Source organism: Arthrobacter endolithicus (assembly GCF_026627425.1).
Lineage (GTDB): Bacteria > Actinomycetota > Actinomycetes > Actinomycetales > Micrococcaceae > Arthrobacter_M.
Genome location: NZ_JAPNLH010000001.1, coordinates 67,503 through 93,173, shown reverse-complemented (window position 1 = coordinate 93,173; position 25,671 = coordinate 67,503). Strand labels below are relative to the sequence as shown.

The 25,671-nt window shown below is 64.3% G+C and carries 31 protein-coding genes; 6 read left to right on the top strand and 25 right to left on the bottom strand.

What is annotated here, in order from left to right; all coding sequences use genetic code 11:
* Nucleotide 1 precedes the first annotated feature (1 nt).
* From fliQ to OS914_RS00390, 24 genes are all read right to left on the bottom strand, one after another.
* Entirely contained in the window at nt 2–280 is a 279-nt protein-coding gene (gene fliQ, locus OS914_RS00505) for a flagellar biosynthesis protein FliQ (protein ID WP_196397245.1), read from the bottom strand.
* Nucleotides 280–1,227: a flagellar type III secretion system pore protein FliP gene (gene fliP / locus OS914_RS00500; protein WP_267544103.1), complete on the bottom strand. Its 948-nt coding sequence runs from the start codon at nt 1,225–1,227 to the stop codon at nt 280–282. The genes fliQ and fliP overlap by 1 nt, the downstream gene beginning before the upstream one ends.
* Nucleotides 1,224–1,709 carry a flagellar biosynthetic protein FliO gene (gene fliO / locus OS914_RS00495; RefSeq protein WP_267544102.1) on the bottom strand — a complete coding sequence of 162 codons (486 nt, stop codon included), beginning with the start codon at nt 1,707–1,709 and terminating at the stop codon, nt 1,224–1,226. The genes fliP and fliO overlap by 4 nt, the downstream gene beginning before the upstream one ends.
* Nucleotides 1,710–2,420 carry a flagellar motor switch protein FliN gene (gene fliN, locus OS914_RS00490; protein WP_267544101.1) on the bottom strand — a complete coding sequence of 237 codons (711 nt, stop codon included), beginning with the start codon at nt 2,418–2,420 and terminating at the stop codon, nt 1,710–1,712.
* Nucleotides 2,417–3,364 carry a flagellar motor switch protein FliM gene (locus tag OS914_RS00485; protein ID WP_267544100.1) on the bottom strand — a complete coding sequence of 316 codons (948 nt, stop codon included), beginning with the start codon at nt 3,362–3,364 and terminating at the stop codon, nt 2,417–2,419. Before OS914_RS00485 ends, fliN begins: the two co-directional genes overlap by 4 nt.
* Nucleotides 3,365–3,403: 39 nt before the next feature.
* Nucleotides 3,404–4,297 carry an OmpA/MotB family protein gene (locus OS914_RS00480; protein ID WP_267544099.1) on the bottom strand — a complete coding sequence of 298 codons (894 nt, stop codon included), beginning with the start codon at nt 4,295–4,297 and terminating at the stop codon, nt 3,404–3,406.
* On the bottom strand, nt 4,294–5,127 hold the full coding sequence (locus OS914_RS00475; protein ID WP_267544098.1) for a motility protein A: 834 nt from the start codon (nt 5,125–5,127) through the stop codon (nt 4,294–4,296). The genes OS914_RS00480 and OS914_RS00475 overlap by 4 nt, the downstream gene beginning before the upstream one ends.
* A gap of 4 nt (nt 5,128–5,131) precedes the next feature.
* Nucleotides 5,132–5,434 carry a flagellar FlbD family protein gene (locus tag OS914_RS00470; protein ID WP_267544097.1) on the bottom strand — a complete coding sequence of 101 codons (303 nt, stop codon included), beginning with the start codon at nt 5,432–5,434 and terminating at the stop codon, nt 5,132–5,134.
* A 96-nt stretch (nt 5,435–5,530) separates the two neighbouring features.
* A complete protein-coding gene (locus OS914_RS00465) occupies nt 5,531–6,697 on the bottom strand; it encodes a flagellar hook protein FlgE (protein ID WP_267544096.1) in 1,167 nt (388 codons plus the stop codon).
* Nucleotides 6,698–6,803: 106 nt separating this feature from the next.
* Nucleotides 6,804–7,316: a flagellar hook assembly protein FlgD gene (locus OS914_RS00460; RefSeq protein ID WP_267544095.1), complete on the bottom strand. Its 513-nt coding sequence runs from the start codon at nt 7,314–7,316 to the stop codon at nt 6,804–6,806.
* A 17-nt stretch (nt 7,317–7,333) separates the two neighbouring features.
* A complete protein-coding gene (locus OS914_RS00455) occupies nt 7,334–8,809 on the bottom strand; it encodes a flagellar hook-length control protein FliK (protein WP_267544094.1) in 1,476 nt (491 codons plus the stop codon).
* On the bottom strand, nt 8,806–9,324 hold the full coding sequence (locus OS914_RS00450; RefSeq protein ID WP_267544093.1) for a flagellar export protein FliJ: 519 nt from the start codon (nt 9,322–9,324) through the stop codon (nt 8,806–8,808). Before OS914_RS00450 ends, OS914_RS00455 begins: the two co-directional genes overlap by 4 nt.
* Complete coding sequence (locus OS914_RS00445; RefSeq protein ID WP_267544340.1) at nt 9,321–10,667, bottom strand: FliI/YscN family ATPase; 1,347 nt, start codon at nt 10,665–10,667, stop codon at nt 9,321–9,323. Before OS914_RS00445 ends, OS914_RS00450 begins: the two co-directional genes overlap by 4 nt.
* A gap of 32 nt (nt 10,668–10,699) precedes the next feature.
* On the bottom strand, nt 10,700–11,404 hold the full coding sequence (locus OS914_RS00440; RefSeq protein ID WP_267544092.1) for a FliH/SctL family protein: 705 nt from the start codon (nt 11,402–11,404) through the stop codon (nt 10,700–10,702).
* Nucleotides 11,394–12,443, bottom strand: a complete 1,050-nt coding sequence (fliG, locus tag OS914_RS00435; RefSeq protein ID WP_267544091.1) for a flagellar motor switch protein FliG — start codon at nt 12,441–12,443, stop codon at nt 11,394–11,396. Before fliG ends, OS914_RS00440 begins: the two co-directional genes overlap by 11 nt.
* Nucleotides 12,440–14,050, bottom strand: a complete 1,611-nt coding sequence (gene fliF, locus OS914_RS00430; RefSeq protein WP_267544090.1) for a flagellar basal-body MS-ring/collar protein FliF — start codon at nt 14,048–14,050, stop codon at nt 12,440–12,442. Before fliF ends, fliG begins: the two co-directional genes overlap by 4 nt.
* Nucleotides 14,050–14,355, bottom strand: a complete 306-nt coding sequence (gene fliE, locus OS914_RS00425; protein WP_267544089.1) for a flagellar hook-basal body complex protein FliE — start codon at nt 14,353–14,355, stop codon at nt 14,050–14,052. Before fliE ends, fliF begins: the two co-directional genes overlap by 1 nt.
* A complete protein-coding gene (locus tag OS914_RS00420) occupies nt 14,355–14,744 on the bottom strand; it encodes a flagellar basal body rod protein FlgC (RefSeq protein WP_267544088.1) in 390 nt (129 codons plus the stop codon). Before OS914_RS00420 ends, fliE begins: the two co-directional genes overlap by 1 nt.
* Nucleotides 14,741–15,085: a flagellar basal body rod protein FlgB gene (locus OS914_RS00415; protein ID WP_267544087.1), complete on the bottom strand. Its 345-nt coding sequence runs from the start codon at nt 15,083–15,085 to the stop codon at nt 14,741–14,743. Before OS914_RS00415 ends, OS914_RS00420 begins: the two co-directional genes overlap by 4 nt.
* Nucleotides 15,086–15,233: 148 nt before the next feature.
* Nucleotides 15,234–15,515 (bottom strand): hypothetical protein, encoded by a 282-nt coding sequence (locus OS914_RS00410; protein WP_267544086.1) that lies wholly within the window; start codon nt 15,513–15,515, stop codon nt 15,234–15,236.
* Complete coding sequence (gene fliS, locus OS914_RS00405) at nt 15,502–15,930, bottom strand: flagellar export chaperone FliS (protein ID WP_267544085.1); 429 nt, start codon at nt 15,928–15,930, stop codon at nt 15,502–15,504. The genes OS914_RS00410 and fliS overlap by 14 nt, the downstream gene beginning before the upstream one ends.
* Before the next feature lie 5 nt (nt 15,931–15,935).
* A complete protein-coding gene (fliD, locus tag OS914_RS00400; protein WP_267544084.1) occupies nt 15,936–17,273 on the bottom strand; it encodes a flagellar filament capping protein FliD in 1,338 nt (445 codons plus the stop codon).
* A gap of 165 nt (nt 17,274–17,438) precedes the next feature.
* Nucleotides 17,439–18,320 (bottom strand): flagellin N-terminal helical domain-containing protein, encoded by an 882-nt coding sequence (locus tag OS914_RS00395; RefSeq protein ID WP_267544083.1) that lies wholly within the window; start codon nt 18,318–18,320, stop codon nt 17,439–17,441.
* A gap of 136 nt (nt 18,321–18,456) precedes the next feature.
* Nucleotides 18,457–19,278, bottom strand: a complete 822-nt coding sequence (locus tag OS914_RS00390) for a sigma-70 family RNA polymerase sigma factor (RefSeq protein WP_267544082.1) — start codon at nt 19,276–19,278, stop codon at nt 18,457–18,459.
* Between the two features lie 207 nt (nt 19,279–19,485).
* Between OS914_RS00390 and OS914_RS00385 the strand changes: the two genes are divergently transcribed.
* Genes OS914_RS00385 through OS914_RS00370 form a run of 4 tightly spaced genes read left to right on the top strand, consistent with a single transcriptional unit; the run spans nt 19,486 to nt 22,708 of the window.
* Nucleotides 19,486–19,968, top strand: coding sequence for a flagellar protein FlgN (locus tag OS914_RS00385; protein WP_267544081.1), 483 nt, complete (start codon nt 19,486–19,488; stop codon nt 19,966–19,968).
* 10 nt (nt 19,969–19,978) lie between these two features.
* A complete protein-coding gene (flgK, locus tag OS914_RS00380) occupies nt 19,979–21,415 on the top strand; it encodes a flagellar hook-associated protein FlgK (RefSeq protein WP_267544080.1) in 1,437 nt (478 codons plus the stop codon).
* Nucleotides 21,416–21,419: 4 nt separating this feature from the next.
* Complete coding sequence (flgL, locus tag OS914_RS00375) at nt 21,420–22,325, top strand: flagellar hook-associated protein FlgL (protein ID WP_267544079.1); 906 nt, start codon at nt 21,420–21,422, stop codon at nt 22,323–22,325.
* Nucleotides 22,322–22,708 carry a flagellar assembly protein FliW gene (locus OS914_RS00370; protein ID WP_267544078.1) on the top strand — a complete coding sequence of 129 codons (387 nt, stop codon included), beginning with the start codon at nt 22,322–22,324 and terminating at the stop codon, nt 22,706–22,708. The genes flgL and OS914_RS00370 overlap by 4 nt, the downstream gene beginning before the upstream one ends.
* 52 nt (nt 22,709–22,760) lie before the next feature.
* On the opposite strand, the gene OS914_RS00365 is transcribed toward OS914_RS00370, so the two are convergent.
* Entirely contained in the window at nt 22,761–24,212 is a 1,452-nt protein-coding gene (locus tag OS914_RS00365) for an MFS transporter (protein ID WP_267544077.1), read from the bottom strand.
* Between the two features lie 139 nt (nt 24,213–24,351).
* Here OS914_RS00365 and OS914_RS00360 point away from each other — a divergent pair, with 139 nt between their 5' ends.
* Together OS914_RS00360 and OS914_RS00355 are read left to right on the top strand one after the other, a co-directional pair.
* The gene (locus OS914_RS00360; protein WP_267544076.1) at nt 24,352–24,813 is read left to right on the top strand and encodes a MarR family winged helix-turn-helix transcriptional regulator; all 462 of its coding nucleotides are present in this window, start codon (nt 24,352–24,354) and stop codon (nt 24,811–24,813) included.
* Between the two features lie 136 nt (nt 24,814–24,949).
* Nucleotides 24,950–25,597: a malonic semialdehyde reductase gene (locus OS914_RS00355; RefSeq protein ID WP_267544075.1), complete on the top strand. Its 648-nt coding sequence runs from the start codon at nt 24,950–24,952 to the stop codon at nt 25,595–25,597.
* Nucleotides 25,598–25,671: the final 74 nt, after the last annotated feature.

Sequence of the window (25,671 nt, the reverse complement as noted above, 5' to 3'; positions counted from 1 at the left end):
CCTAGCCGCCGCCGTTGAGCAGGCCGGGGATCCGGGCAAACATTTCGTGCGTGAAGGTCACCGTTTCGCTGATCATCCAATGCCCGGCGACCAGCAGCACCAGCGCCACCGCCACCGCCTTGGGCACAAAGGACAACGTGACCTCCTGGATCTGCGTGATGGACTGCAGCAGCGAAATCAGCAGGCCCACGGCCAGTGCGGTCAGCAAAACGGGTGCGGCCAGCTTGGCCGCCAGTAAAAGTGCCTGCGCTCCAATGTCCATAACTGCACTGGTATCCATCAGCCGCCCCGGTAACTCTGGATCAGGGCGGTGATAACCAGGCCCCAGCCGTCCACCAGGATGAACAGCAGAATTTTGAACGGCAATGAGACCATCACCGGCGGCAGCATCATCATGCCCATCGACATCAGCGCCGAGGAGACCACAATGTCGATGATCAGGAAGGGAATGAAAATGACGAAACCGATGATGAAAGCAGCCCGGAGTTCGGAAATCATAAAGGACGGAATCAGCGTGGTCATGGGGACATCGGCGGCGCTGGCGGGGTTAGCCATGCCCGCCGCCCGGGTCATCAGGGCGATGTCCTCCTGCCGTGTGTGGGCCAGCATAAAGGTCTGCAGCGGCTTGGAGGCAGCCTGAATCGCCGCGCCAAAATCCAGGCTGCCGTGCAGATATGGCTGGACCGCCAGATTATTCACGTCCGTCAGCACCGGCATCATGATGAAAAAGGACAGGAACAGCGCCAGCCCGGCCAGCACCTGATTCGGAGGAATGTTCGGCAGGGCCAGTGCGTTGCGGGTCATCGCCAGCACCACAAAAATCTTCGTAAAGGAGGTCATCATCAGCAGCAGCGCCGGCGCCACCGACAGCAGGGTGATGCCGATCAGCGTGACAACGGCGGACGACGGCGTGCCGTCCGGCCCGTTGATCTTAACCGTGACGCCGCCGTCGGGTGAGGACGGGTTGGCCGGGTCCGTCGGAGTAGCCGGAGCGGTGGGATCGGTTGGGTCCCCGGGCGCCTGTGGAAGGTGCGCCTGTAAAAGGTGCGCCGGCCGGACTTGGACGGCCTGAGTCCTTATCTGCTGTGTCTGCACGGGTTGGCCCTGCAGCTGCGGCGCGGCCTGCGCGCTGGCGGAGCCGAGCAGCAACAGCGCCGTAGCGGCCAGCAACGCCAGCATCACCAACACCACGCGCCTGCCCCTCCGAGCTGTGACGACTGTCGTCACCCGGTCAGTCCTTTCCGGACCGCGGCCGCAGCCTGCCGCCAGGTGGCACCGGCGAGGATTGAACCGCCGAGGGCGCCCGTCGCCGGTGGGGTCCGGCTCTCCCGGCGCGACGGGAAAGGCCGGGCGGAGCCGTTTAGATCAGCAATGGTCAGATCTTTTGTGGTCAGGTTCGGATCGGCCATTTGGGCCTGCTGCAGGGAGTTCGCGAACGCCGCAGCAGCCACTTCCTCGGCGGGTACTGCCAACTCCTGCAGCACATTGACCGAATGCTCGGTCACACCGAGCAAAAACCGCTGGCCGCCTGTTTCAATGACCACCACCGAGGCCTTCTGCCCCAGGCCCTTGCGGGCAACAACCTTCAGCGGATCCGCGGTCCCGCGGACCCCTGCGCCACGGCTGACGCGCCGTTGCACCAGCCACAGCACCGCTATCACCGCTCCGAGCGAAAGGACCACCCGCAAAGCGAGGATGAGTGTGTCCATCTAACTGGCCGCTTCGACCACGTCGAGGATTTTCGTGATGCGGATGGCGTAGTCCTGATCAACGACGACGACCTCGCCCTTGGCGATCAGGCGCCCGTTGAGCAGCACATCCGCAGGAGCACCAGCTGACCGGTCCAGTTCGATGACACGGCCCGGTTCCAGCGCGAGGACGTCCCGGACGGACATCCGGGTGCGGCCGATCTCGACGGTCAGCGTCATCTCGACGTTGTTGATCCGCCCGAGCTTACCGAGCACTGACTCATTCGAGGTCCGGGCGCCGGATCCGGACAGCGCGTGCTCGCGGATGCGGATGGCGAACCAGCCCGCCGTCTGACCGGCTCCGCCAAGCTCGAAGACGACGGTCTCCTGGTCCGCAAAGAGAGCGGAGGCATCGTCGGTCCTGGACTCCCCCAGCACGCCGGCTCCCAGCACGGACGTCGCGCGCTCAAATGCGGGGCGAAGCACATCCTGCAGCGAGACAAACCCCGGGGCCGCGCCGCCGCCCGCGCCGGCCATGGACGATCCATCCGTCAGCACCAGCGCCACATCGGCCGATAATGCCCCGACAAAGGAAGCCATCACGGCCTCAGCTGCCGAAACCCCTGCCGGAATGCCGCCCGGATGCACCGTGGCGTTCAACGGTGTCATGGTGGGCAGCAGCTCCGCCAAGGCGGCGGCGGCGGTGGTGTGCAGGGTCTGGTTCGCGCTCATCGCGGGTTCTCCTCAGTAGTTACGATGACGCCGGCCAAGCGAGATCCTTTGGAGCCCAGGGCCGCGTGGGCCAAGGGCAGCCCGTCGACGGCAACATCAACCGGGCGGTCCTTCGGATGCGGCAGCTCAATGAGATCTCCCACGGCGAGATTTAGGATGGTGCTGGGTCGGACGGTAGTTGACGTCAATTGCAGTGAAACGTCTACGGGCACATGAATCAGCTGCTCCAGGATCCGTTCCCGGCTGTGCTCGGCGGAATCCACCGGATTTGCCGCGCCCAGGTGCGGGAGCAAAATTTCTGCCGGGATGGCCACGGTGGCCGGTGCCGTGACACCGGAGACCGTGATCTTAAAAGCGGAAACGATCATCAGATCCAAGGGACCCGCAGCCTGGGCAAACTGCGCATTGTACTGAATGCCGGCCAGACGGATCGGAACGCTGAGCAGCGAATCCAGCGAATAGCGAAGGTTCTCCAGGGCATCGTCCATCAGGGCCATGACCAGCGCCTGCTCAATCTGGGTGAATTTTCGGTGCGGAAGCCGCTGGCCCCCATCACCGCCCAGCATCTGCACCACCAAACCAAGACCGGCCGCCGTCGGAAACTGGATCACGGCCTGCGCGGAGTTCCCTTCCAGGGCACACAGCACCATCGCCGTCGTCGACGGCAAGGAGGCCGCATACTCGTCGTAGGTCTGCATCACCACCGTGGTGGAGGCGATCAGCGATTTCACCCTGACCCGGGCGCTCAGGTGCGTCCCCCATTGCCGGGCAAACGTTTCCATCGCCAGTTCCAGGACACGGCTGTGCTCGCGCGTCAACGTCGTGGGACGGCCAAAGTCAAAAACCTCGACGTTTTTGACCCTCCGCACCGCTTCACCGTCGGCCGTACCGCCGGCAGGGCCACCTGCCGGCACACCAAGGAATCCTTCATGCACAACGCTCACTTCTGCCACTATCGGCCGAAATCCGCGTCCCGTTAGCAGTTATTGCCCGGCAGATTTAAGCAGTTGGGGAATCAGCGAGCGGACACTCTCTGGTTGGTCGGAGAGCACCACAATGTCCACCCGCCGGTTCTTCGCCAGATCGTCCGCAGCGGTGCTCGTGCCCACCGGTCGTGCAGCCCCAAAACTCACTGCCGCCATGCGCTGCTGGGCTATGCCGTCCGCGTCAATAAAGTGCCGCACCACATTGGTGGCACGGGCGGCGGAGATTTCCCAATACTGCGGATTCGGGATCGACTCCGGCACCAGTGCCGCGTTCCCCTCCACCGAAACATCGAGTGAAACCTCCGCCAGGACCGGCGCAATCGCGTCCAGGACCGCCTTCGTAGGGGCCGTCAGGTGAGCATCGTCTGGCATGAAGAAAGTCTCAGAACTTACCAACCGGACGGTGAGGCCGCGTTCGTCGATTTGGAACTTCGCGGCAGCAGTCATGCCAATGGCCGCAAGGTTGGCTGCCATCTTGTCCCGGAGGGCTGTCAGCCGCGCGACTTCCTTCTGCGCCAGCTCCGTCCGGGTGACTTCCGGCTGCCCGGCTACTGCCGGAGCCGACACAGCCGGCGAGGCCACAGCCGGGGCGGCGCTGGCCTGCACCAGTGCCGGGCCGGCAAAGCCCTCTGCTTCTGACTTCACTTTGTCCGGCGGAACGACGACGCCGGTCGCGGTATCGACCTTGGTGGTCTGTTCAACGCCAAAACCCGTGGCGAGCGAATTCTTCAGCCGCTCGAATTTGTTCGCGTCCACCGACGACATGGCGTAGAGCACGATGAACATGCACATCAGCACGGTGACCATGTCCATGTAGGAGGCCATCCAGCGTTCATCGGCATGCTGTTCGGCTGGCTTGCCGAAATTCCGCCGGCGCGGGCGGGCACTCACGCCGCTTCCTTTTCCTTGCTCTTGGAGCCCTTTGAACCCTTGGAACCGTTGGCGTCCTTGCTCTTGGAACCGGGGGCCTTCAGCTCGTGGGCCGGGACCATAGCCTTTAGCCGTTCCCGCAGCACCAGGGGCTGGCTTCCGGCCTGGACCGCCAGGACGCCCTCCATCAGCAGCATCATCCGCTCCACCTCCAGCTCAGAAACCCTGCCCATCCGGCTGCCGATCGGCAGCCAGATAAAGTTCGCCGACAGCAAACCCCAGAGCGTTGCCACGAAAGCGCTGGCGATCATGGGGCCCAATTTGTCCGGGCTGCTGAGGTTCTCCAGCACGTGCGTCAGCGAAACGACCGTGCCGATGATCCCGACCGTCGGCGCGTAACCACCGAGGGTATTAAAGAACTTGGCGGCCCCATGATCGGTTTTGATTTTGGTCGCCACTTCGTCCTCAAGCATCATCCGCAGCTCGTCTCCGTCGGTACCGTCCGCGATGCTCTGCAGTGCCCCCCTCAGGAATGGATCGGTCACCTTGGCCGCCTCCTGCTCCAAGGCCAGCAGACCCTCGCTTCGGGCCGTTTCCGCGAGTTTCACCACCTGGTCAATGCTTTGCTGCGGCGGTGTGCTCTTGCCCTTAATGGCCCCCGGCAGCGCCTTCAGCGCCTGGATCACATCTTTGAGGGTGGAGCCTGCCAGCCCCACGGCCAGGGTTCCGCCGAAGACCAGAATCATGGGTGGCGGCAGCAGCAGGGATTGGATATGGGCACCCTCAAGGGTGACCATACCGAAGAGCGCGCCGAAGGCCAGGGCCAGGCCGATAAGTGTTGATGGATCCATGACGCTACCTTGCTGGGGGCAGCGGAACGGAGTTGCCAGGACGATCGCTGCCGGGATCGGGGGGCGGAACAATGCTGAGGGTGCGGCCGCCGTGCTGCGCGGTCATGGGGTGCGTGTCGCGGGCCAGCCCGATCACGTAGGCACGGTACTGGGCAATGAGTTCGATGACTTCCGGCAGCGTTTCGGTAACGATGTACTTGGCGCCGTCGGCCATCACCAAAGTGGTATCCGGGTTGGCATTTATGCGCTCAATGAGGTCAGGGTTGATCGCGAACTCGCGGTTATCCAGCCGGGTCACTACGATCATTGGTTCATCCTCACCTCTCAGGTCCAGTGGACCGTCGCAAGGTACTGTCGGCCGTCCCCGGCGTTTTGTTAGCTGCCGGGGACGGCTTTTAGTGCATTAGCGCTTCAGGTTGGTCAGTTCCTGGAGGACCTCATCCGAGGTGGTGATGATGCGGGCGTTGGCCTGGAACCCGCGCTGGGCCACGATCAGATTAGTGAACTCCTGGGAAAGGTCCACGTTGGACATCTCCAGCACGCCGCTGGCGAGCGTCCCCATCCCCGCTGAACCTGCGGTCCCGGTGGTCGCCGCACCGGAGTTGGCGGTCACCGTGTACGAGGAATTTCCGGCCTTTTCCAGACCTCCCGGGTTGGTGAAGGTAGCCAGTGCCACCTGGCCAACGGACTGGGTTATCCCGTTGCTGAACGATCCCACGATCGTGCCGTCCTGGCTCACGGAATATGACTTGAGCGTTCCCGCTGCCCTGCCGTCGTCGGCCTTTGCGGTGATGGTGCTCAAGCCGGCGAATCCGGTGACAGTGGACAGGTCCACCGTCACCCCCGCCGCGGTCATGGTGGTGTTGGCGGGCAAGCCGCCGTTCGCATCGAAGGTCAGCGGTTTTGCCGGCGAGCCTGCGGCCGACACCGTCCAGCTGTTCCCCGCGGAGTGTGTAAAGGTCATGGCGATGTTGGTGGCCTTTCCGAGGTTGTCGTAGACCTGAATATCACGCGTCAACGGCGAGCCCGCTCCGTCCGATGGCAGGTTTCCACTCGCCGTCGCCCTGCTGGTCGCAGCTGCCGGCACGGTTGTCCCAGTGGAGAGCACAATGTCACTGACCGGGGCTCCCGTGCCGACGGTACCGTCCGGCGACGCCATCCAGCCCTGCAGAATACCACCGTCGGGGGTCACCAGCCTGCCCTGCGCATCGGGGTTCATCGCGCCGGCACGCGTGTACAGGGTAGCGCCACCATGTTTAGTGATGAAGAACCCGTCTCCGGAGATCATCATGTCAGTGGACTTGCCGGTGGCCTGCGTGGAGCCCTGGGCAAAATTGGTGGCGATCCCCGCGACCTGCACACCGAGCCCGACCTGCGCGGCATTGGTTCCGCCGGCCGCGGCCTGCGGCGACGATGCGCTCTTAGTCAGCTGCGAAAGCGTGTCCTGGAACTGCACCGAGGACGATTTGAAGCCCTGGGTGTTGACATTGGCGATGTTATTGCCGGTGACGTCCAGCATGGTCTGATGGGCGCGGAGTCCGGAGATACCGGAGTACAGGGAACGGAGCACGGTGTTTTCCTTTCGGGAGGGGCGGTGCTGAAGATAAGAGGGGATCAGGCGGGTGCGAGGATCCGGATAGGCGGATCCACGGATCCGGTGGGTGGATCTTCGCCGGTTACGTTGTCGGTACCGCTGTTGTCGGCACCGCTGTTGTCGGTACCGGTGTTTTCGGCGCCGCCGTGGTGACGCCGGAGATAGCATCCAGCGCGAGCGTTTTGCCGTCCACGGTGATCTGCGGAACGGGTCCGGCATAGGACACCGAGCTGGCGATGCCGGTCACGGTCTCCCCGTCCTTGCCCGCGTAGCTGACTTGCTGCCCCACAAGGGCCGCGGCCGCCATGCGCATCTGAAGGGAAAAGTTCTCGTTGCTGGTGGTATCCAACGCCGAGAGCTTTTCCATCATGGCCAGCTGCGTGGTCTGGCCGATCATTTGGTTCGTGTCCATTGGCGAGCTCGGGTCCTGGTTCTGCAGCTGCGCCACCAGCAGGGACATGAACATGGAGCCGTCCATCACCTGCTTGGGAGCCTTAGTGGAAGGAGCAGAGTACAAATTGCTGGCGCTGCTCGCTTCTGGCGGTGAGACCGCTGCAGGGGTTGCCGTTACTGCCGATACCGGGTCAATAGGCATACCGTGTGCTCCTCTTCTCAGGTGATGACATCAAGGGTGGATCCTGCTCTGGAACGCTGGGCCGCGAATCCCGGCTCGGGACCGGCCGTTGGCAAGTGTCCGTTGCCGCGGGAGGTCTGGCGGCCCGGACCTTGACCGCCGCGGGCCTGCGCATCCCGGGCCTCGGGTTGATTCCCGGACGCCAGGTCCAAACTGGCGCTCATCCCGGACGCAGCCAGATCACGCTTTAGCTCCGGCAAAGCGGCCCTCAGCGCATCGCGCCCGGCGTCGTTCGGCGCGTAAAGCTCGATCCGGACGTGGTCCGGGGAAATATGTGCCCGGACCGTCACGGGCCCCAGCGAATCCGGGGCCACACGAACCGTCATGACATGCTCGCCGGGCGTTGCCGCGGCCAAATCGGTTAGAGGACCGGAGATCTGACCCGCCAGCGGTGCGGCGGATGACGACGCTGCAGCGATTGGCGGGGCGGGCAACGGACCTGCAGTCGGGGCGAGGATCGGTCCGGCAGCCGGTGGGGCGATCGCAGCTGTCGCAGAGGGTGCAGGTGTTGCAGCAGCCGACGCCGATGGAACGCTGGCCGGCGGGAGTCCGCCGGTAGCAACCGACGCTGCCGGGAGCACAGCGCCCGATTGGCCCGTCGCTGCCGCTGCTGCGGGAACTGCCGAGGCGATCACTGCCGGGGCAGCAGCTGTTGGGTTGGTCAACGGAACGATGATCGCTGGCGCTGCGACCACGTTTTGCGTGTCGGCCAAAAACTGGGGGTCGGGCTGAGCAGGCGTGGTCGGCGCGTCGGGCGGCGACGCGTCCGACGGCTCAGTGCCCGACGGCTCAGTGCCCGACGGCTGAGTGCCCGACTGCGGCGCTTCCGACGGCGGAACGGCCTGACCGAGCTTAGTGCTTGGCACTGCGGACGGAACTACCGCCGGTGCGACAGGCCCGGACGCTGCCGTCGGTGCCGTTGCTGTTGCCGGTGTTGCTGCTGGTGTTGCTGCTGGTGCTGGCATTGTCGCGGGTGCGGTGGTCTCGGCAGGCCCGGTGGTCGGTGGGATGTCCACGACGGGCATCGCAGTAGCGCGTGCTGTGGCGTCAGCTGGCGCAGGCGCTTCAGAAGCGGCCAGCGCTGAACCAGCCACCGCAATACCGGGCAGCGCAGTGCCGGGGAACGGGAACGCAATTGCTGGTCCCGCGAGGTTTTTTGCACTGACATTGGCGGCAAGGACGTTAGCGGCGACATCCGCTGTAGCACCCTCGGTTTCGGGGACGTCACGGCTGCCGGCCGCAGCATCCGCGGCCTTGCCGTTTCCCTTTTTCGCCGATTGGTCCGGTCCGCCAAGCACACCCTGCAGGACCGAGCCGAAGGACGCCCCGCCCTGCCTACCGGCACCGGCACCGGCACCGGCACCACGCTGGCCTGCCGCCGCTCCGGCAGCAACGCCCGCGCCCGTGCGGAAGCCCGGGGCCGTCGTCGTCGGCAATCCCATCAACGGACTCATCGGTTCCCCGCATTCTCAGCAGAGCCCGCGGCAGCAGACCCGGTCGGCGCCGACCCGCCCTTAACGGCAGCATCAGGCGCAGGCTCGTTCCGGTCCCGGTTGCGGTGCCACGACGTCACGGCAATTTCGTCCAGCACGGTCTGCTCGGCCTGCAGCAGTTCGGCAGCCACGCGTTCGTCGTGCTTGGCAGCCAGCTTTTCCAGCCGGACCGACGCTGCCCGTGCCTCGTTGAACACCGTCTGCGCCTGGTCCTGGTGCGCCTGCGTTTCCAGGGACGCCGCTTCCAGCTCGGCGAGCATGCTGCGGGAGGAGGAGCGGGCGGCGGCTACGGCACTGAGCGCGGCGGCCGTGGCCACTTCGCTGGACGTTTCCTGCAGGTCCCGGCGGGCAGCACTCTGCCGTGCGCCATTGGCCGAGGCGCGGGCGTTCGCGCTGGCCAGGTCGGCCGCAGCCGCGTCCTGGCGCAGATGCTGCAGCCGCAGCAGGCCGGCGAGGGGGAAAGTGCGGGACATCATTGGCCTCCGAGTGTCTGGGCAAGCCGGTTCAGCTGATTCCAGGCATCGGCGCCGGACGTCTGATCGTCCATCCGCTGCTGCAGGAACGCATTGATCGCCGCTTCGTTATCCACCGCGGAGTCGACGAGCGGGTTGGTGCCGCGTTGGTACGCGCCGACGTCCAGCAGGTCCTGCATTCCCTTGCGCGCGGCCAGCACCCGCCGCAGGTAGGTGGCCGTGCGGCCTTCCTCGGCGGAGATCACCTTGGAGGCGACCCGCGAAATGGACCCGAGCACATCGACGGACGGAAAGTGCCCGGCAACGGCAAGTTTGCGGTCCAGGACCACGTGGCCGTCCAGGATGGAGCGCGCGGCGTCAGCGATCGGCTCGTTGTGGTCATCGCCGTCCACGAGCACGGTGTACACGCCGGTCACCGAGCCGCGCTCCGCGGTCCCGGCGCGTTCCAGCAGCTGTGCCAGAACCGAGAAGGTCGACGGCGGGTACCCCCGGGTGGCGGGCGGCTCACCGACGGACAACCCGATTTCACGCTGCGCCATGGCGACCCGGGTCAGTGAATCCATCATCAGGACCACATCCGCCCCGCGGTCCCGGAACGATTCCGCAATCCGCGTCGCGGTGAAGGCCGCACGCATCCGCATCAGGGCCGGTTCATCCGAGGTGGACACCACCACAATGGAACGCGCCAGTCCTTCGGCGCCCAGATCATCCTCGAGGAACTCCCGCACCTCACGCCCGCGCTCCCCCACCAACGCAATTACGGACACTTCCGCATCCGTCCCACGCGCAATCATGGACAGCAGCGAGGACTTTCCCACGCCCGAGCCGGCGAACAGGCCCATCCGCTGGCCCTTGCCGACGGTCAGGAGGGTATCCATCACCCGCACCCCCAGCTGCAGGCGCTCGGAAATCCGGCTGCGGTGCATTGCCGAGGGAGTGTCGTGATCCACCGGCACCCGGCCGTCCACCAGCAGCGGGCCTTTGCCGTCGATCGGGCGGCCAAGGCCATCCAGAACCCGGCCAAACAGCCCCGCTCCGGTGGGCACCAGCAACGGTGTTCCCTTGCTGCGGGCGGGTGAGCCGGCTCCGATGCCGGTCATCCGGCCCAACGGCATGCACCGGATGCCGGCCCGCGTGGTCGCCACTACTTCGGCATCCACCCGCGGATTCTCCCCAATGGTGACAAGATCTCCGATGGCGGCGTCCAGGCCTGCGAGTTCGATGCCGAGGCCAACGACGGAGGAAACCGACCCGACCCGCTCGGGGCGCGCAGCGCTCAGGGCAGCCTCGAACCGCCGGGCATGCGGGCGCCAGGCGGCGGTGCTGCGGGGCGTGGGCGCTGCCATTGGCGTGGGCGCCGTCATCTGGTCAGGCGCTGTCATTGCTGGTCCTCCACCAGGGCATCCTTCGTCCGGGCCAGGGCGGCAGCAATGCGGGCGTCAAGGTAGCCGTGCTCAAATTCCGCGATGGCATCCCCGCGTGCCAGCGCGGCGTCCGGGACAAAGCGAATACCGGCCTGCCCAAGTGACGGGTCATCCAGCTCGTTGAGGTCGGCCAGATCCGCCGGGTTCATCCGCACTGCATACGTCCCGGCTGGGGTCTGCTGCCCCAGCGCACGTGTCAGCGCGGACCTGGCTGAGGCGGGGCCCTGGGCCAGCTCGTGTCCAAGGATGGCCTCGGCCAGGTCCACCGCACCAGCCAGCAGCACATCCTGGGCCTCGGTGACCACCGGCAGCACCACGGCGTTAAGCGCCGCCTGCGCCGCTGTCAGCAAACCAACGACACGGTCCAGCTCAGCCCGCTGGCGCACCATCGCCGCGGCATGCTCGTCATCCATCTCGGCACGGCGGATCTTGGCCTCGGCAGCAGCGGCACGCATCCCAAAGGTGTAGCCGATCGAGTGTCCGCGGATGTACCCCGGGGAACCAGGACTGTCGGGGGAATCAGAGTCCACCGCCGCGAAGCTTATCGGCTTGAAGGTAGCGCCGGCTGCCGTGCGTGGGACCTGGTGACCGGAGCGGTCCGTGCGGGTGGAATCAGTCGCGAAATCACGGGCGGAAGCAGCAGTGAACTTAGTAGACAAGGTCATCCTCCTCAGCCCGTCGCACGGTGATAGTTCCCGCCGCTTCCAGCTCGCGGATGGACCGCACAATGTCTGCCCGTGCCTGCTCCACGTGCGAGGCACGCACGGGACCTGCAGCGCTGCTTTCGGACTGCAGGATTTCGAGGTTGCGTTCGGTGATATTCGCGTGCACCACCTCGATGAGCTCGGGATCGGCACCCTTCAGGGCCAGCGCCAGGATCCCGGCGTCGATGCCGCGCAGCACCTGCTGGACGTCCTTGCGGTCAAGTTTCACGATGTCCGGGAAAGTCAGCATCCGGGAACGGATTTCCTCCGCCAACACGGGATCACGTTCCTCCAGGCCGTCCATCAGGGCCTTCTCGGTGCTGACGTCGGCGCGGTTGAGGATCTCCACCAGAGATTCAACGCCGCCAATCACCTCGGCCGTTTCGCGCATCGAGACAACGGCGTTGGCCCGGGCACGCAGCGTTTCGGCCACAATGCTGACCGCCTCGGGCGTCGGCGTGCCCATAGCGGCAAATGCCTGTGCAACTTCCGCGCCCAGCGGCTCGCCCAATCCGGCCAGGACGGCAGAGCTTTTCTGCGCTCCTATGTGCCCCAGGATCAGCGCAATGGTCTGCGGCAGCTCGCCATCCACCAAGATCAGAATCTGGCGCGGGTCCGCATCGGCCATGAACTCAAAGGACGTTCCCGCCATATTGGATTCCAGCCGGCCCATGACGTTCGCAGCCCGCTCGGAGCCAAAGGACGCCTCCAACAGCTCGCGGGCAAAGTCGCGGCCACCACGGGTGTTCGACGTGGTGTGAAAGGTCATCTCGTGGAACTCGCTGATCACCTGGCCGGCCAGGGCCGGGTCCACCCGCTGCATAGACACGATCTCCGCGGCGACTTCCTCTGCCTCGGCCTCGGTAAACTGCTTCATCACCCGGACGGCATTTTCCGGGCCCAGCTGCATCAGGATGATGGCGGCTTTCTGCACCCCTGTCAGCGTCATATCCGTGCTGTTCATGGCGGCGCTGTTCATGGCGGGCACGCTCATACCGGGGTCCTGTCATCCATCATGCTGCGCAGGTAGCCGGCGGTCTTCTCCGGTTCGTGGGTTGCCAGAGAATCGATCCGGGCGCGTTTGCCGTCCAGGTCATTGGGCCCGGCGTCGGGCAGCCGCGGGATTTCCCGGACCGCCAGCGGAGCAACCGGCAGCGGAGCCACCGGCGCAGGGGTCAGCGCCATGGCCGTGGTGGCCGGGTCCAGCAGCCCCAGCGGGTCCAGCCGTTCGCCAAGATCAACGGGCTGCCGGCTCTGCCGCCGGTTCTTCAGCGCGTAAAGCAGCAGCGCCAGGGCGATCAGGAGCAGGATGCTGGCGACAATGATGATGGTCTTCCAGGTCTCTGCCGTGCGCTGGGCATCCGCCTCGGCCTTGGCCGCATCCAGGGCGGCCTTGGCATCGGCAGCACCGGCGGTATTGAACGGCAGCGCGGCCACCGTCACCACGTCCCCACGGGCAACGTTGATCCCCGCCGCGGAGGAGACGAGGTCACGCAGCGTTGACATATCCAGCCCATCGGCCGTCGCCTTGTTCACCGCTACGGACACCGTCTGCCGGGTTACCGCTCCCGCCGGGATGGTGGTGGTCTCGGTCGTCTTGTTGACCGCGTTGTTCTTCGTCGTCTTATCCGAGGTAAACGTGCCGTTATTGCCGCTCGCCGGCGCCGTGCTGTCCGCTCCCAGCACGCCGGCAGCACCGGCTCCGGAGCCGGTGGAGGACTCGGTGGCCTTTGACTCGTTCAGTGCCGGGGCATTTTGCGGCTGGGTGAAGGATTCCTGCACTTTTTGGCCCGACTGCTGGCTCATGTCCGCAGCCACGGCGACGGTCGCATTGCCGGGTCCGGCCACCCGGTCCAGCATGGTCTGCACGGCAGCGCTGATCCGCTTTTCATAATCGGTGCCCTGCTTGGCCGCTCCCCCGGCCGCCCCGGTCCCCACGGCGGACAGCACGGTCCCGGCCGAATCGATGACGGCCACGTTCAGCGGCTTCAGCCCGTCTATGGAGGCGGAGGTCAGGTGCACAATGGCCTGCACCTGGTCCGAATTCAGCGCCGCACCCTTGGCCGTTTCGATGAACACCGAGGCGGTCGGGTCCTGCTTTTGGGAGGCGAACACAGTGTCCTTGGGGATGGCGAGTTTCACCGATGCGGTTTTCACGCCGTCCATGGCGGAAATCGTGGAGGCAAGCTCGCCCTCCATGGCGCGCTGGTATGTCACGGTCTGCTGGAACTCCGAGGAGGTGACGCCCATATTGTCCAGCAGCGAATAGCCGGCCGTCTTGTTCGCCGGCAGTCCCGCGGCGGCCGCCTTGAGCCGCTCGTCGTACACCTTCTCCTGCGGCACCATAATCGTGGCACCGCCGTTGGTCAGCTCATACGGCACACCGTCGGTACGCAGCTGGTCCACTATGGTGTTCGCGTCCGCCGCGGCGAGCCCGGAAAACAGCGGGGTCAGTGTGGGCTTGGTGAGCCAAGAGGTAAGGGCCACACCGCCGAGCACGAGTGCGGCGATGCCGATAATGGCGATGGTCCGCTGGGCTACGCTGAATCCGCCGACCGTCCGCCCCAACCGGGCGAAGAACGCGGAAAGTTGTACCGGCATCAGGCCTGCATCCGCATGATCTCGTTGAACGCATCGACGCCTTTATTGCGGACCGCCGCCACGAGCTCAAGGGTCACCTGTGCACGCGTCGCGGCGAGCGTCGCAGTGTGGATATCTCCCAGATCACCGGTCACTGCCTTGATCGCCAGATCGTTGGAGGTGGACTGCAGCTGCTGCAGGCCGTTCACAGCGCCCGTGAGCGTCGACGCGAAACCGGCGCCGTCGTCGGACGCGGTCGGTTGCACGGACGGCAGGTAGCCGGTCGCCGTGACCCCCTGGACCGAGGGGATTGCGGGGATGGCCATCAGGAGCGTCCAATCTGCAGTGCTGCTTCGTAGGTGGTTTTGGCGCGGTCCACGACGGCTGCATTGGCCTGGTAGCCGCGCTGCGCCATGATCAACTTGCCCATTTCAAGCCCCAAATCAATATCCGGGTAACGGACATAGCCGTCCTTATCCGCCACCGGATTGGCCGGTTCGTGGACCAGCCGCCCGGCAGCGTCCCCAAAGCTGGTGCCGGCCACAAAGACACCGGAATTTCCTGGTCCCTCCTGCGCCTGCACATAGCGCGCCTGAAACGCCGGGCCGGTAGTGCTTTTGGCGGTATTGACGTTGGCCAGGTTGTCCGCCACGGCATCGAGCCACTTGCGGTGCACCGTCAGTGCGGAGCCGGCAATGCTGATTGCGTCCGTCATCCGTTGGTCCGCATCGCGGTGCGCATGCCGGTGAACGGCGCGTTGGAGGCTTGGGCTGCGAACTGGTAGCGCAGCACCGTCTGGATGTTCGCGAGCGTCTCGGTATCCAGGTTGACGTTGTTCCCGTTCAGCTGCGTCGCGTCCAGCGATCGGGTCGTCGTGGCCGTCGTATGCCCGTCGCGTGCCTGCACCGAGGAACTCAGCGCGGCTTCGAAGGCAATCTTTTTGGCATGGTAATTGGGCGTATTGACGTTGGCAATATTGTCGGCGATGGTGCGCTGCCGCATGGCCAAACCGTCCAGGGCACTATCAAGGGCCACCGTAGTCACGGAATCGAACAACTGTTACCCGCTTCGTCAAAAGGGACAAGCTGGCCGATCCGTGGCCATTTAAGTGAGCGATCCGTGCTCGTCTCTAGCTATCGGCATCTGACGGGGTTACGTAAGGAGAATCGGCAAAAGATTAAATGTCAGGTTGCCGTCAGACTGACTAGCCGCTCACATCCAGAAAAACGGGGCGCCCAACGCCGGTGGATTCGGGCACCGATTGAATGGCCGCCAGGTGCTGTGCCGTCTCCCGCTGCTGCCTTTCCAGATGCCCGACGGCGGCATGCTGGTCCACGAGCAGCCGGCGGGCCCGCTCGATCAGTTCCACGGGGATCGGCCCGGCATCGGCAGGCGGATGCCAAAGAACCTCCGGGTCGGTCAGCTGTTCTTCCAGCCTGTCCAGAATGCGGGCCCATTCATTAGCGGGTGCCTCAGCCGATGCCAAGGTTTCCGCCCGAAGCCGATGCCGTGGCCAATTGCACGGGCAGTGATGCAGCCGCTTCATGCCAGGATTGCCGCAGCGGTTCCAGCACCGCAATGCAGTCCCGCGTTTTCGCCGCATCCCGGCGGATGTTGGCCTCAATCAGTGCGGCTGCCACGTAGTTATACACGCCCAGCAGAGCATCCGCGCCGTCCCAGCCGTCCGTATTGAGCGTCGAGGTCAGCTCGCTGATGATGGCCTGCGCGTGCAGCAGATTCTCCGACGCGGTCTCCCAGTTCTGTCCGGTCTGGGCCATCTCGGCCCGGCCCAGGTCCAGCAACAGCCGGTCATAGAGCATTGTCAGCAGCCGGGCCGGCGGCGCGGACAGGACCGCCTCCCGGTTGTATTTGGCCATCTGCTGTGCGTAGGCAGTGCTCATGGTACTCAGGCTCCCGTGCTCGATGACGACAGGCCGGACAGCTGTGCGGTCAGCCAGGACTGCTGGGACTTCATTTTCCCTAGGGCAACCTCGAGGGCTGCATAGGTTGATTGCAGCCCGGCCTGCCTGCTGGCCAGCCGAAGGTCCCAACTGCTGATCTGATCGCTAAGGTCTCTGATGGCGCTCTGCTGGCCTGTGATCTTGGAGGTTACGGTACCGCTGTATTTATCGGAGGCTCTAGCGGCGGCAGTGCTTACCCGGGAGGAAATCTCAGCGAGGGCGGCTTTAGTCCCGGTGGGATCCTTCGCCAAAGCGGCCGTCAGCTTGACCGCGTCAAAGAGCAGGTTTCCGTCGCGGGTAATGCTAACGCCGTATTCCGTTGGCGAGTGGCCGTTCACCGGCATCGATGCCGCGGAGAGAATGGACTGGTTGACGTCCCTGATGGTGCTGTCTCCGGTGAACGGCCCAGTGGCGGTGACTGTCTTACCGCCGGCATCCGTACTGGTGGTAACGGCACTGCGGGCGGCGATCTGGGAAAAGATCCCGTTCAGGGCGGTCACCAGATCCGAGGCCATCTTGGCTGCCTGCTTGTCATCGCGTGCCACGGTAACCGTAGCCGGCCCTAGGGAACCGGAAGCCAGCGTCACAGCGACGCCCGGAAGCAGTTCCGGAAAGGTGTTGGTGGACGACATAACGGCTTGGGCGGCGGCGGTTCCCGCCCAAAGGGTAACCTGCGCGTCTTGGGCGGTTTTGATCTCTGTCACAGCGGCAGTGGTACCGGAAATGCTGAACTGGCCAGCGGCACCCGCTGAAGCTGCAGTGAGCTGGAGGCGGTACTGGGGGTTACCGCCCGAATCTGTCCCGCTTGCCACTTTCATTGCGGTGACACCTGCCGGTGCAGCATTAATCGCTTTCACCACATCGTCCAAAGAGTTGGAGGTCAATGCGATGGTGGTCGCCGTGCCGTCTTTAGCGGTGAGGGTGAGCCCGCTGTCCGGCCATACAGTCAAGGCACCCGTCACACTGACCTGGGTCTGGGAAAGTCGATCGACCACCAAATCGATTTGCCCTGCGGAGGCCCCAGCCGTGGAAACAGCCGTTACCTTGTCGGAGCTGCTCGTTGCCGCATAGACATCGAAGGCGGCGGGCTTAGCGGCCGTCTTTGCGAGATCTGCCAGTGCGGCAATTTTGCTGTTTAACGCCTGCAACGACGACGCCATGACCTGACTGTCGGAGACCTTGTTCTTTAAGAGTGTCTGCGGAATGGCCTCCACCTTCATCAGCGAGGCAATAAGCGTGGTGGTGTCCAGACCACTCGACAGGCCATCGAGAGTGATTCCCATGCGCGTAACTCCTGATACGTCTCTAACTGCGGGTGCGGCCTCCCTGCGGCCGATGAACCGGTGAGTCGCACTCGTCCATCGGCCGCAGGAGCCGCGGTCAAACCTGTTCCTGATTCCCGGACCCTGTTACCGGAAAAACCTGCTCACAGGGCCTGGTCACGGGATTTAGCGCAGGAGCTGCAGTACACCCTGATTGGACTGGTTGGCCTGCGCGAGCATGGCGGTTCCGGCCTGTGACAGGATGTTATTGCGCGTGTACTTGACCATTTCCTCTGCCATGTCCGTGTCGCGGATACGGGATCCCGCCGCAGAGAGATTTTCCTTGGAAACTGCCAGGTTCTTGATCACGCTTTCGAACCGGTTCTGGTCCGCTCCGAGGGAAGCCCGGGCGGTGGATACAGCCTTAATATTTGTATCCAAGGTAGTAATCGTTGTCAACGCGGTTGCAGCATCCTTAAAACCGTCAGATGACCCCGTCGTGCCCAAGTCCGTTACGGTCTTACCAATTGCAGCGACGTCCATAAACTTGACATCGATCTGGTCAGTACTCTGAGTGCCACCAGCGCCAATCTGAAAGGTCATCGGCTTCCCGGAAACAATCGGAGGGCCGGCTTGGTCCCCACGGGATGCGTCGAGCAAGGTCGTACCGTTGAAGTTCGTTGAAGCGCTAATGCGGGTCAGCTCCTTACCCAATGCGAGGACCTCGGTTGAGATCGCTGCGCGGGATTCGGTGCTGTTCGAGTCGTTGCCTGCCTGTACAGCCAGATCGCGCACGCGCTGAAGAATTGACGTTACCTCGCTCAGGGAGCCTTCAGCGGTCTGGATGACGCTGATGCCGTCTTGCGCGTTGCGGGCCGCCACGGCCATGCCACCCACCTGTGACTTCAGGCCCTCGGAGATAGCCAGGCCGGCAGCGTCATCGCCGGCACGGTTGATGCGCAGGCCACTGGAGAGCTTTTCCAGTGACTTGGACAGGTCGTTCTGTGTATTCGACAGGTTGCGGTAGGTGTTGTTTGCCGCGAGGTTGGTGTTGATTTGCATGCCCATGTTGTATTCCTCCGTGATTGGGTCAAATTCACTAGGCCATCCATGGCCTGGTAACCCCAACTATCGGCGGAACAGGTAAAGCCGTTAGCAACTGGGGAAAGTTCTTTGCGAAACCCCCGCGCTCCCGGAAAAACCGCTAGGAAACGGCGGCATCCATCGCCGGCGCCGGATGGTGATGCGCCCCGCGGGTGATCCCACCGGCGGTGTGGCCGCCCATGGCGGTCAGGTAGGCGTTGCGGCGCTGCGGCGCGATCCGGGACAGCGGAACGTGCGCGCCGCCGTCGTGCCCGTAATGCGTGCCCATACCGTCCCCGAGCAGCCGGATCGCCTCGGCGCGCTGCTGGGAAACGGCCGAATGCGTGGAACCAAGCTCGGCGGCAAGGTCTTTGACGCTGCGGTCCTCAAAATAGATCTGCTCCACCACGTAGCGCATCTTTTCCGGCAGGGAGCTGACGGCAGCGCGCAGGTACTGCAGCCGCTCGGCGGCCAGCAGCTCACCCTCGGGGGACGCGTTTTCCGCGACCAGGAATTCGGCCGTGACCTCGTCAATCGTTGAGACGGTGCGGGCTGCATCGGCCAGCGCGGCGTCGGCTTCATCCCGGGTCACTCCCATGGAAGCTGCGATCTCGTCCACCGATGGCGTGCGACCCAGCGCCGCGGTGAGAGTCTCGCGGATGGCGAGGGTTTCTTTGATCCGGCGGCGCACTGAGCGCGGAGCCCAGTCGCTGGAGCGCATTTCGTCGGCGAAAGCGCCGACGATCCGCCGGCGGGCAAAGGCGCCAAAAGGTACGCCAAAGTCAGGGTTGTAGGCCTCGGCCGACGTGATCAGGGCGATGGCCCCCACGGAGGCAAGGTCATCCCTGGAAAGATGGGTGGCCTTGGCGCACAGTTCAGAGACGAGGTAGCCCACCAAGGGCAGGTTCTCGATCACCAGCTCATTGCGTTTAATACGATTCATTTGTTGGTTCCCCCAGGAGCCATAAATACCGTTAGAACAAGAAGGCTCCCGAAGAGACCAAAACAACAAGCTGACAACGTGCTCGGGCGCGCTAGCTGAAACCTATCACCTCCACGGACTAACATTGAAGCATTCCGTGCCGACAGTGGATAACAATCCAGGCGCGACTGCGTTGTCTGTCGGAACATTGAAGAGGAGCTGATCACGTTGGGCGCCCAGGAACTGTCCTCGTTGCTGTGGAAAGAACGGGAACTTCTTGAGCTTTTGACGTTCAAGCTGGAAGAGGAACAGCTGATCCTGACCTCCGGAAACACCCGCTGGCTGCAGCACGCAACCCGTGAAGTAGAGCAGGTGGTTGAACGCTTGCGAAGTGCCGGACTAGGCCGCACCGTGGAGGCCGCCGCACTCGCCAAGGAGTGGGGCATCGACGAGGACGCCAGCCTGCGTGACATTGCCGCCAAGGCGCCGGCCGGACCGTGGGCGGAAATTTTTGCCGGCCATCTCAAGGCTCTGGGCGAACTGACCATGCGCATCCGCGAGCTCCGCGACGCCAATGATCAATTCCTGCGGGCCGCAGCCCGCTCGACGCAGGAAACGGTCGCCGGGCTGGCCCCGGACGCCGGCACGTACGATTCCCGCGGCGGCACCGGGCTGGACGCCGGCGCCAGACTCTTCGATAAGGACCTGTGAGGTTTTCGCCATGAGCACCTTCGGCACATTGAATGCGGCGCTGTCCGGTGTGAACGCCGCACAGCAGGGCCTAAGCGTCACCGGCCAGAACATTGCCAACGCGAACACCGCCGGCTATACCCGGCAACGGGTGACCACCTCGGCCATGGGGGAAACGGCGAATGTTGGGCTCTTCTCCAATGGGGCCCGCCCGGGGCAGGGCGTTTCCGTAGACGGCGTGGCCCGTCTGGCAGACACCTTCCTGGACGCCCAGGTCCGCTCCACGAGTGCCTCGGCCGGCTACACCGCCGTGCGCAGCAACGTCCTCACCGCCATGGAGGATTCCACCCACGAACCCGGCGCCGCTGGAATTTCCGCCAAGCTGCAAATCTTCTGGGCCGGCTGGGGTGCCATGTCCAACAAGGCCGGCGAGTCCGGTCCCGCGGCCACTCTGCTGGCTGCCGCGAATGATTTGACCGGCCAGATCGCCGGGGGCTACCGCGATCTGGAGTCCCAGTGGTCCAAGACCCGTGCACAGGTGGACGACATGACCACGGATCTGAATAACGCCGCTTCCCAGGTTGCTGACCTGAACCTGCGCATCCGGTCCACCCTCGCCGCCGGCGGCTCCGCCAACGAGATGCTGGACCAGCGGAGCCAGCTCACCGCCACCATTGCTTCTCTGGCCGGCGGGTCCGTCCGGGACACCGGCGACGGCATGGTGGACGTACTGGTGGGCGGGAACGCGATTGTGACCGGCGGGACGGCCCGTGGCGTGCAGGTCACCGGGGGTTATGCGATGGATGCCGACGGTACCGGCGGCGACCCGGTCCGGTTGGAATGGCAGGACCGGCGCGGATCTGCCGTCCCGCTCGACGGCGGCGAGCTTGCCGGCGCGCTGTCCGTACTGGCACCGGCCGGGACCGGAGCGGCCGGCACCGGCGGCGTCATTGCCGAGGCAGCCAAGTCCTACAACGTTTTTGCCACCAAGTTGGCGGACAAAGTCAACGCCGTCCACCAAGCGGGGGCCACTACTTCCGGGCAGACTGGCGTGGCCTTCTTTAGCATTACTAGCGGCCAACCGGCAGCCAAGGGCATCGCCGTCGCCGTCACTGATGTTTCTGAACTGGCCACCGGCGCTGCAGGAGGCGGAGCCCTCAGCGGCGCCAACGCTGATGCCCTGTCCCGGCTCGGTACCGGCAAGGATTCCCCGGATTCCAGTTGGTCCGGGTTCGTGACCGGGCTCGGTACCGCATCGCGCACCGGGCAGCAGCAGGGCAACCTGGCGGCCGCTTCAGCGGTCAATGCCACGCAGCTGCAGGCCTCCTCTTCTTCGGTGAGCCTGAATGAGGAAAACCTCAATCTGCTCACCTACCAGCATGCCTACCAGGCAGCCGCGCGAGTGATGACAGCGGTGGATGAGATGCTGGATGTATTGATCAATAGAACCGGACTCGTGGGAAGATAGCGCCATGCTTAGCCGTGTCACCAACCAGACCATGATGGCGTCCGCACAGCGGAACCTTCAGGCCAGCAACGCCGAGCTGGCCAGGCTCCAGGACCGCGCCCAAACCCTCAAGGCGATTGGCCGGCCCTCGGATGATCCCAGCGCCACGGCGCAGGCCCTGCAGATCCGCGCGCAGCAAACTGCCACGAATCAGTACGGACGCAATATCGACGACGGCGCCGGCTGGCTGTCGACCATCGACACCGCGATGGGCAACGTCAGCGGCATCATGAACAGGGTCCGCGACCTGACGGTTCAGGGCTCCAACGGGTCCCTGAACCAAGGGGGCCGGGATGCGCTCGCGGCCGAAATCGACGGTCTGCGCACGGACCTGCTGAGCCAGGCCAACACCAAGTACCTGGGACGGAACGTCTTTGCCGGGAACTCCGACGCGGCGTCACCGTTCCCTTCGACCGCAGCGGTGCCGCCGGCGACGCGGCCGGTCCTTGGCGCCGTCGAACGCCGCATTGGTACGGATACCACCGTCCGCGTTGACGCGGACGGTGCCGGCATCTTCGGTACCGATGGTAACTCAGCTGACCCTTCCGTCTTCGATCTGTTGAAGAACATCGTCGATGACCTTAAGTCCCCCGGAGCCGACGTCAGTAAGCATCTCTCGGCGCTGGATAAGCGCATGACATCCATGATCACGGACCGCACGGTGATCGGCACGCGCCAGGCGCAACTGGACCGTGCCAAGGAGGCCAACACCTCACTGCAGGGCACCCTGGAAGCCAGCCGTGCGGGCGTGGAGGACCTGGATCTTGGGAAAGCCATCCTGGATCTGCAACTACAGTCGACCAGCTACCAGGCGGCCCTCGCGGTAACCGCCAAGGTGCTGCCGATGTCGCTGATGGACTTCCTCCGATGACCGCGACGCTCGTCTTCATTGCGCCGCCGCCGGGCCTGGAACCGCTGGTGGATTTTGCCCTTGACGCGGTGGCCGACGCCGATGGCCTGTACACGATGCAGTCCATCGGCGGCACGCAACGACGGCTGTACGTCCTGGATGCCGCGGTCTATCTGCCCGATTACGCCCCGCTGCTCACTGACGAACAATGCACCGCCCTGGGTCTTCAAACGCCGGAGCAGGCGCAGGTTCTGGTCGTGGCGAATTTTGCGCAGGGAACCACGACGGTGAATTTGATGGCTCCCATCATCGTCAACACCACAACGTACCGCTGTGCACAGGTCATTCTTGACGGTCAGGGTTGGCCGCTGCGCGGAGACCTGGCGGAGCTCACGGCCCCGTAGCGTGCGTCACCGGGGCCGCCGCGTGCACCGGTGAACCCGCCCTAGTGATCGGCTAGGCGTTGGCCATTTCCCGGGTCGCTTCCGTCGGCAGCTGTGGCGTGCTGCGTTGGCGCGGGATAAGGGCTGCCAGGACGATTGACGCCAGCGCAGCGCCAACTGCTGTCAGGAACGTGAGGTGGAAGCCGTCCATCGTGGGGACACGCACCGGCCCCAAATTCATGGTCATATTGGCAAGAATTACGCCCATCACGGCCGCGGAGGTGGAGGTGCCCACAGATCGCATCAGCGAATTGAGCCCATTGGCCGCACCCGTTTCCGCCTGCGGAACCGCACCCATGATCAACGCGGGCATGGCGGCATAAGCCAGCCCGATCCCCGCTCCGATCACCATCGAGGCAACAATGATCTGCCACACAGCCGAGGTGAGGAAGAACGCCAGAACGTAGCCTGCACCGATCACAGCGCCACCTAACAGCAGCGTCGTTTTGGGTCCGCGCAGCGCTGTCAGGCGTGCCGAGACCGGCGAGAGCAGCATCATGACCAGGCCGCCGGGGGCCAGTGCCAGACCGGCCTGCACCATGGTCAGGCCGAGCCCATAGCCAGTGACCGACGGCGCCATCAACAACTGCGGGAAGGACAAAGTCATGGCATACATGGCGAAGCCCACCGCAATCGACGCCAGGTTTGTGAACAAAACCCGGGGGCGGGCGGAGACGCGCAGGTCCACCAGCGGCGACTGTACCCGGAGCTCAAAAACGCCCCACAGGACAAAAATGACAACGGCTGCGGCAAAGAGCCCCAGCGTCAGCGGGCTGCCCCAACCCCAATCCGCACCCTTGGTGATCGGCAGCAATAAGGCCGTCAAGCCTGCGGCGAGACCCACGGCCCCCACGCCGTCAAAGCGTGCAGGTGTGCGCACGGGGGACTCCGGCAGCATTGCGCCAACCAAAACCAGCGCGAGGGCCCCAAGGCCGGCGGATGCCCAGAACAGGGCATGCCAATCCGCACTTTGTGCAATCAGCGCGGCAATGGGGAGACCAATGGCCCCGCCCACGCCCATGGTGGCGCTCATGGTGGCGACGGCTCCGCCCACTTTTTCACGAGGCAGCTCGTCCCGAAGGATGCTGATACCCAAGGGAATGGCGCCCATCGCCAGACCCTGCAGGATCCGGCCCACCAGCATCATGCCCATCGAGTCGGTCAGCGCGCAGAGCACGGACCCCACCAGCAGCGAAACGAGGGAAAGGATGAGCATGCGTCGCTTGCCAAAGATGTCCCCCAGCCGTCCGGCGATGGGGGTGATGACGGCCCCGGCCAGCAGCGTGGCGGTGATAACCCAGGATGCATTGGAGGCCGAGGTGTGCAGCAGCAGGGGAAGTTGCGGGATCAGCGGCACCACGAGGGTCTGCATCAGCGAGACGACGATTCCCACGAAAGCCAAGACGGCAACTGCCAGTCGGGGAGAGGGAGATTTTGCGTGAGCGGCCGTAAGGCGATGTGTCATGGGGGTCCTGAACGAGAGCGGAAAGGATGGACTGATCTCATCTATTGTATAGTACAAAAGACTTGCACCATACATGAAATATGTTTTGTCCACAGTTGGACTGGAATAAGCTGAAGAGCAAGGCGGCCCAGGGAGGATCATGAAGGTATCCAACGAGTTACTTGAGCAGATGCAGTACGAGCTCATGCTGCTTTCGCGCTATCAATTGCGCCCGTATTACTACGAAGGGCCGATGCTGGAGCGATCCGCCTATGTGCTGCTCAACCGCTTGGAACGGGTTGAACCGATGACTCTGAAGGAGCTCTCGCGGGCCTTGGGCCTTGACACGTCCACGATCCACCGCCAGGTCGGCGGACTATTGCGCCATGGATACGTTTGTTATGCAGCAAGCTCCCCCAGCCAAGTGGCTCGCCGCATCACCTGGACCGAGTCCGGACGGGAAGCGCTCATCGCCGCCCGCACCCTTTATAAAGAAGGGCTGGACCGCGTGGTGGGCGACTGGTCGGCAGAGAAGCAAACCCGGTTCATGGAACTCCTGCGGGCGTTCAATCAGGACGTCGAGCGGCTCGAAGAGACCCCCTGGCCGCGCGCGGAACCGTAGACTGCAAACCCCGAGCAATTGGCGGTGTGACAGATATCCCCTGTGACAAAAAACACTGCCGATCAGGGAAGTACTTCACAGGCTACGACGCTTACACGGAGGAGAGTATTTGTCTCCCCTACAGAAAGCCGCCCGCATGAGCATCGACACCACCGCCGCCGTCGTCAATCTTCCCGCTGAGGACGTCCACGCCGAACTGATCCTGGACGCCGCCGCCACCGATGCACTCTTCCTTCAAGCGCGCACCGCCAACACTTTCACGGATGAGCCGGTGACGGATGAGCAGATGCGCGCCATCTACGAGCTCACCAAAATGGGCCCGACCGCGATGAATATCCAGCCCCTGCGGATCACTTGGGTGCGTTCGGCGGAAGCCCGGAAACGCCTGGTTTCCTACATGGCCGGCAACAACGCCGCGAAAACCGCTGCCGCTCCGATGGTCGCCGTCCTCAGCGTGGACACTGACTGGCACGAGCACTTCCCGACCTTCTTCCCGCATGCGCCGGAGCGCAAAGCCATGTTCGACGGTCAAGAGGCGCTCCGGACCGCCATGGCCGGCAACAACGGCCACATGCAGGCCGCCTACTTCATCATGGCCGTCCGGGCGGCGGGGCTGGCCGCGGGTCCAATGGCCGGCTTCGATACCGACGCCATTGATGCGGACTTCCATGCCGGCACCAGCCGTAAAACGATCATGGTGGTCAACATCGGCAAGCCGGGCGAGAACGCCTGGCTCGGGCGTTTGCCTCGGCTGGACCACAACCTGGCCACCGAAACCGTCTGATTCAAGCACCTTAAAGGCGGCCGTGCGCGGCAGTCCGCCAGGGACTGCGGTAGAATAGAGGAAATCGAGCATAC

Excerpts from the sequence above, each read along its gene's own strand:
- fliQ (WP_196397245.1), bottom strand. The coding sequence starts at position 280 with ATGGATACCAGTGCAGTTATGGACATTGGAGCGCAGGCACTTTTACTG.
- fliO (WP_267544102.1), bottom strand. The coding sequence starts at position 1,709 with ATGGACACACTCATCCTCGCTTTGCGGGTGGTCCTTTCGCTCGGAGCG.
- fliN (WP_267544101.1), bottom strand. The coding sequence starts at position 2,420 with ATGAGCGCGAACCAGACCCTGCACACCACCGCCGCCGCCGCCTTGGCG.
- OS914_RS00475 (WP_267544098.1), bottom strand. The coding sequence starts at position 5,127 with ATGGATCCATCAACACTTATCGGCCTGGCCCTGGCCTTCGGCGCGCTC.
- OS914_RS00470 (WP_267544097.1), bottom strand. The coding sequence starts at position 5,434 with ATGATCGTAGTGACCCGGCTGGATAACCGCGAGTTCGCGATCAACCCT.
- OS914_RS00460 (WP_267544095.1), bottom strand. The coding sequence starts at position 7,316 with ATGCCTATTGACCCGGTATCGGCAGTAACGGCAACCCCTGCAGCGGTC.
- OS914_RS00455 (WP_267544094.1), bottom strand. The coding sequence starts at position 8,809 with ATGAGTCCGTTGATGGGATTGCCGACGACGACGGCCCCGGGCTTCCGC.
- OS914_RS00450 (WP_267544093.1), bottom strand. The coding sequence starts at position 9,324 with ATGATGTCCCGCACTTTCCCCCTCGCCGGCCTGCTGCGGCTGCAGCAT.
- OS914_RS00445 (WP_267544340.1), bottom strand. The coding sequence starts at position 10,667 with ATGGCAGCGCCCACGCCCCGCAGCACCGCCGCCTGGCGCCCGCATGCC.
- fliG (WP_267544091.1), bottom strand. The coding sequence starts at position 12,443 with ATGAGCGTGCCCGCCATGAACAGCGCCGCCATGAACAGCACGGATATG.
- fliF (WP_267544090.1), bottom strand. The coding sequence starts at position 14,050 with ATGCCGGTACAACTTTCCGCGTTCTTCGCCCGGTTGGGGCGGACGGTC.
- fliE (WP_267544089.1), bottom strand. The coding sequence starts at position 14,355 with ATGGCCATCCCCGCAATCCCCTCGGTCCAGGGGGTCACGGCGACCGGC.
- OS914_RS00420 (WP_267544088.1), bottom strand. The coding sequence starts at position 14,744 with ATGACGGACGCAATCAGCATTGCCGGCTCCGCACTGACGGTGCACCGC.
- fliS (WP_267544085.1), bottom strand. The coding sequence starts at position 15,930 with ATGAGCACTGCCTACGCACAGCAGATGGCCAAATACAACCGGGAGGCG.
- fliD (WP_267544084.1), bottom strand. The coding sequence starts at position 17,273 with ATGGGAATCACTCTCGATGGCCTGTCGAGTGGTCTGGACACCACCACG.
- OS914_RS00395 (WP_267544083.1), bottom strand. The coding sequence starts at position 18,320 with ATGGGCATGCAAATCAACACCAACCTCGCGGCAAACAACACCTACCGC.
- OS914_RS00390 (WP_267544082.1), bottom strand. The coding sequence starts at position 19,278 with ATGAATCGTATTAAACGCAATGAGCTGGTGATCGAGAACCTGCCCTTG.
- flgK (WP_267544080.1), top strand. The coding sequence starts at position 19,979 with ATGAGCACCTTCGGCACATTGAATGCGGCGCTGTCCGGTGTGAACGCC.
- flgL (WP_267544079.1), top strand. The coding sequence starts at position 21,420 with ATGCTTAGCCGTGTCACCAACCAGACCATGATGGCGTCCGCACAGCGG.
- OS914_RS00370 (WP_267544078.1), top strand. The coding sequence starts at position 22,322 with ATGACCGCGACGCTCGTCTTCATTGCGCCGCCGCCGGGCCTGGAACCG.
- OS914_RS00365 (WP_267544077.1), bottom strand. The coding sequence starts at position 24,212 with ATGACACATCGCCTTACGGCCGCTCACGCAAAATCTCCCTCTCCCCGA.
- OS914_RS00360 (WP_267544076.1), top strand. The coding sequence starts at position 24,352 with ATGAAGGTATCCAACGAGTTACTTGAGCAGATGCAGTACGAGCTCATG.
- OS914_RS00355 (WP_267544075.1), top strand. The coding sequence starts at position 24,950 with ATGAGCATCGACACCACCGCCGCCGTCGTCAATCTTCCCGCTGAGGAC.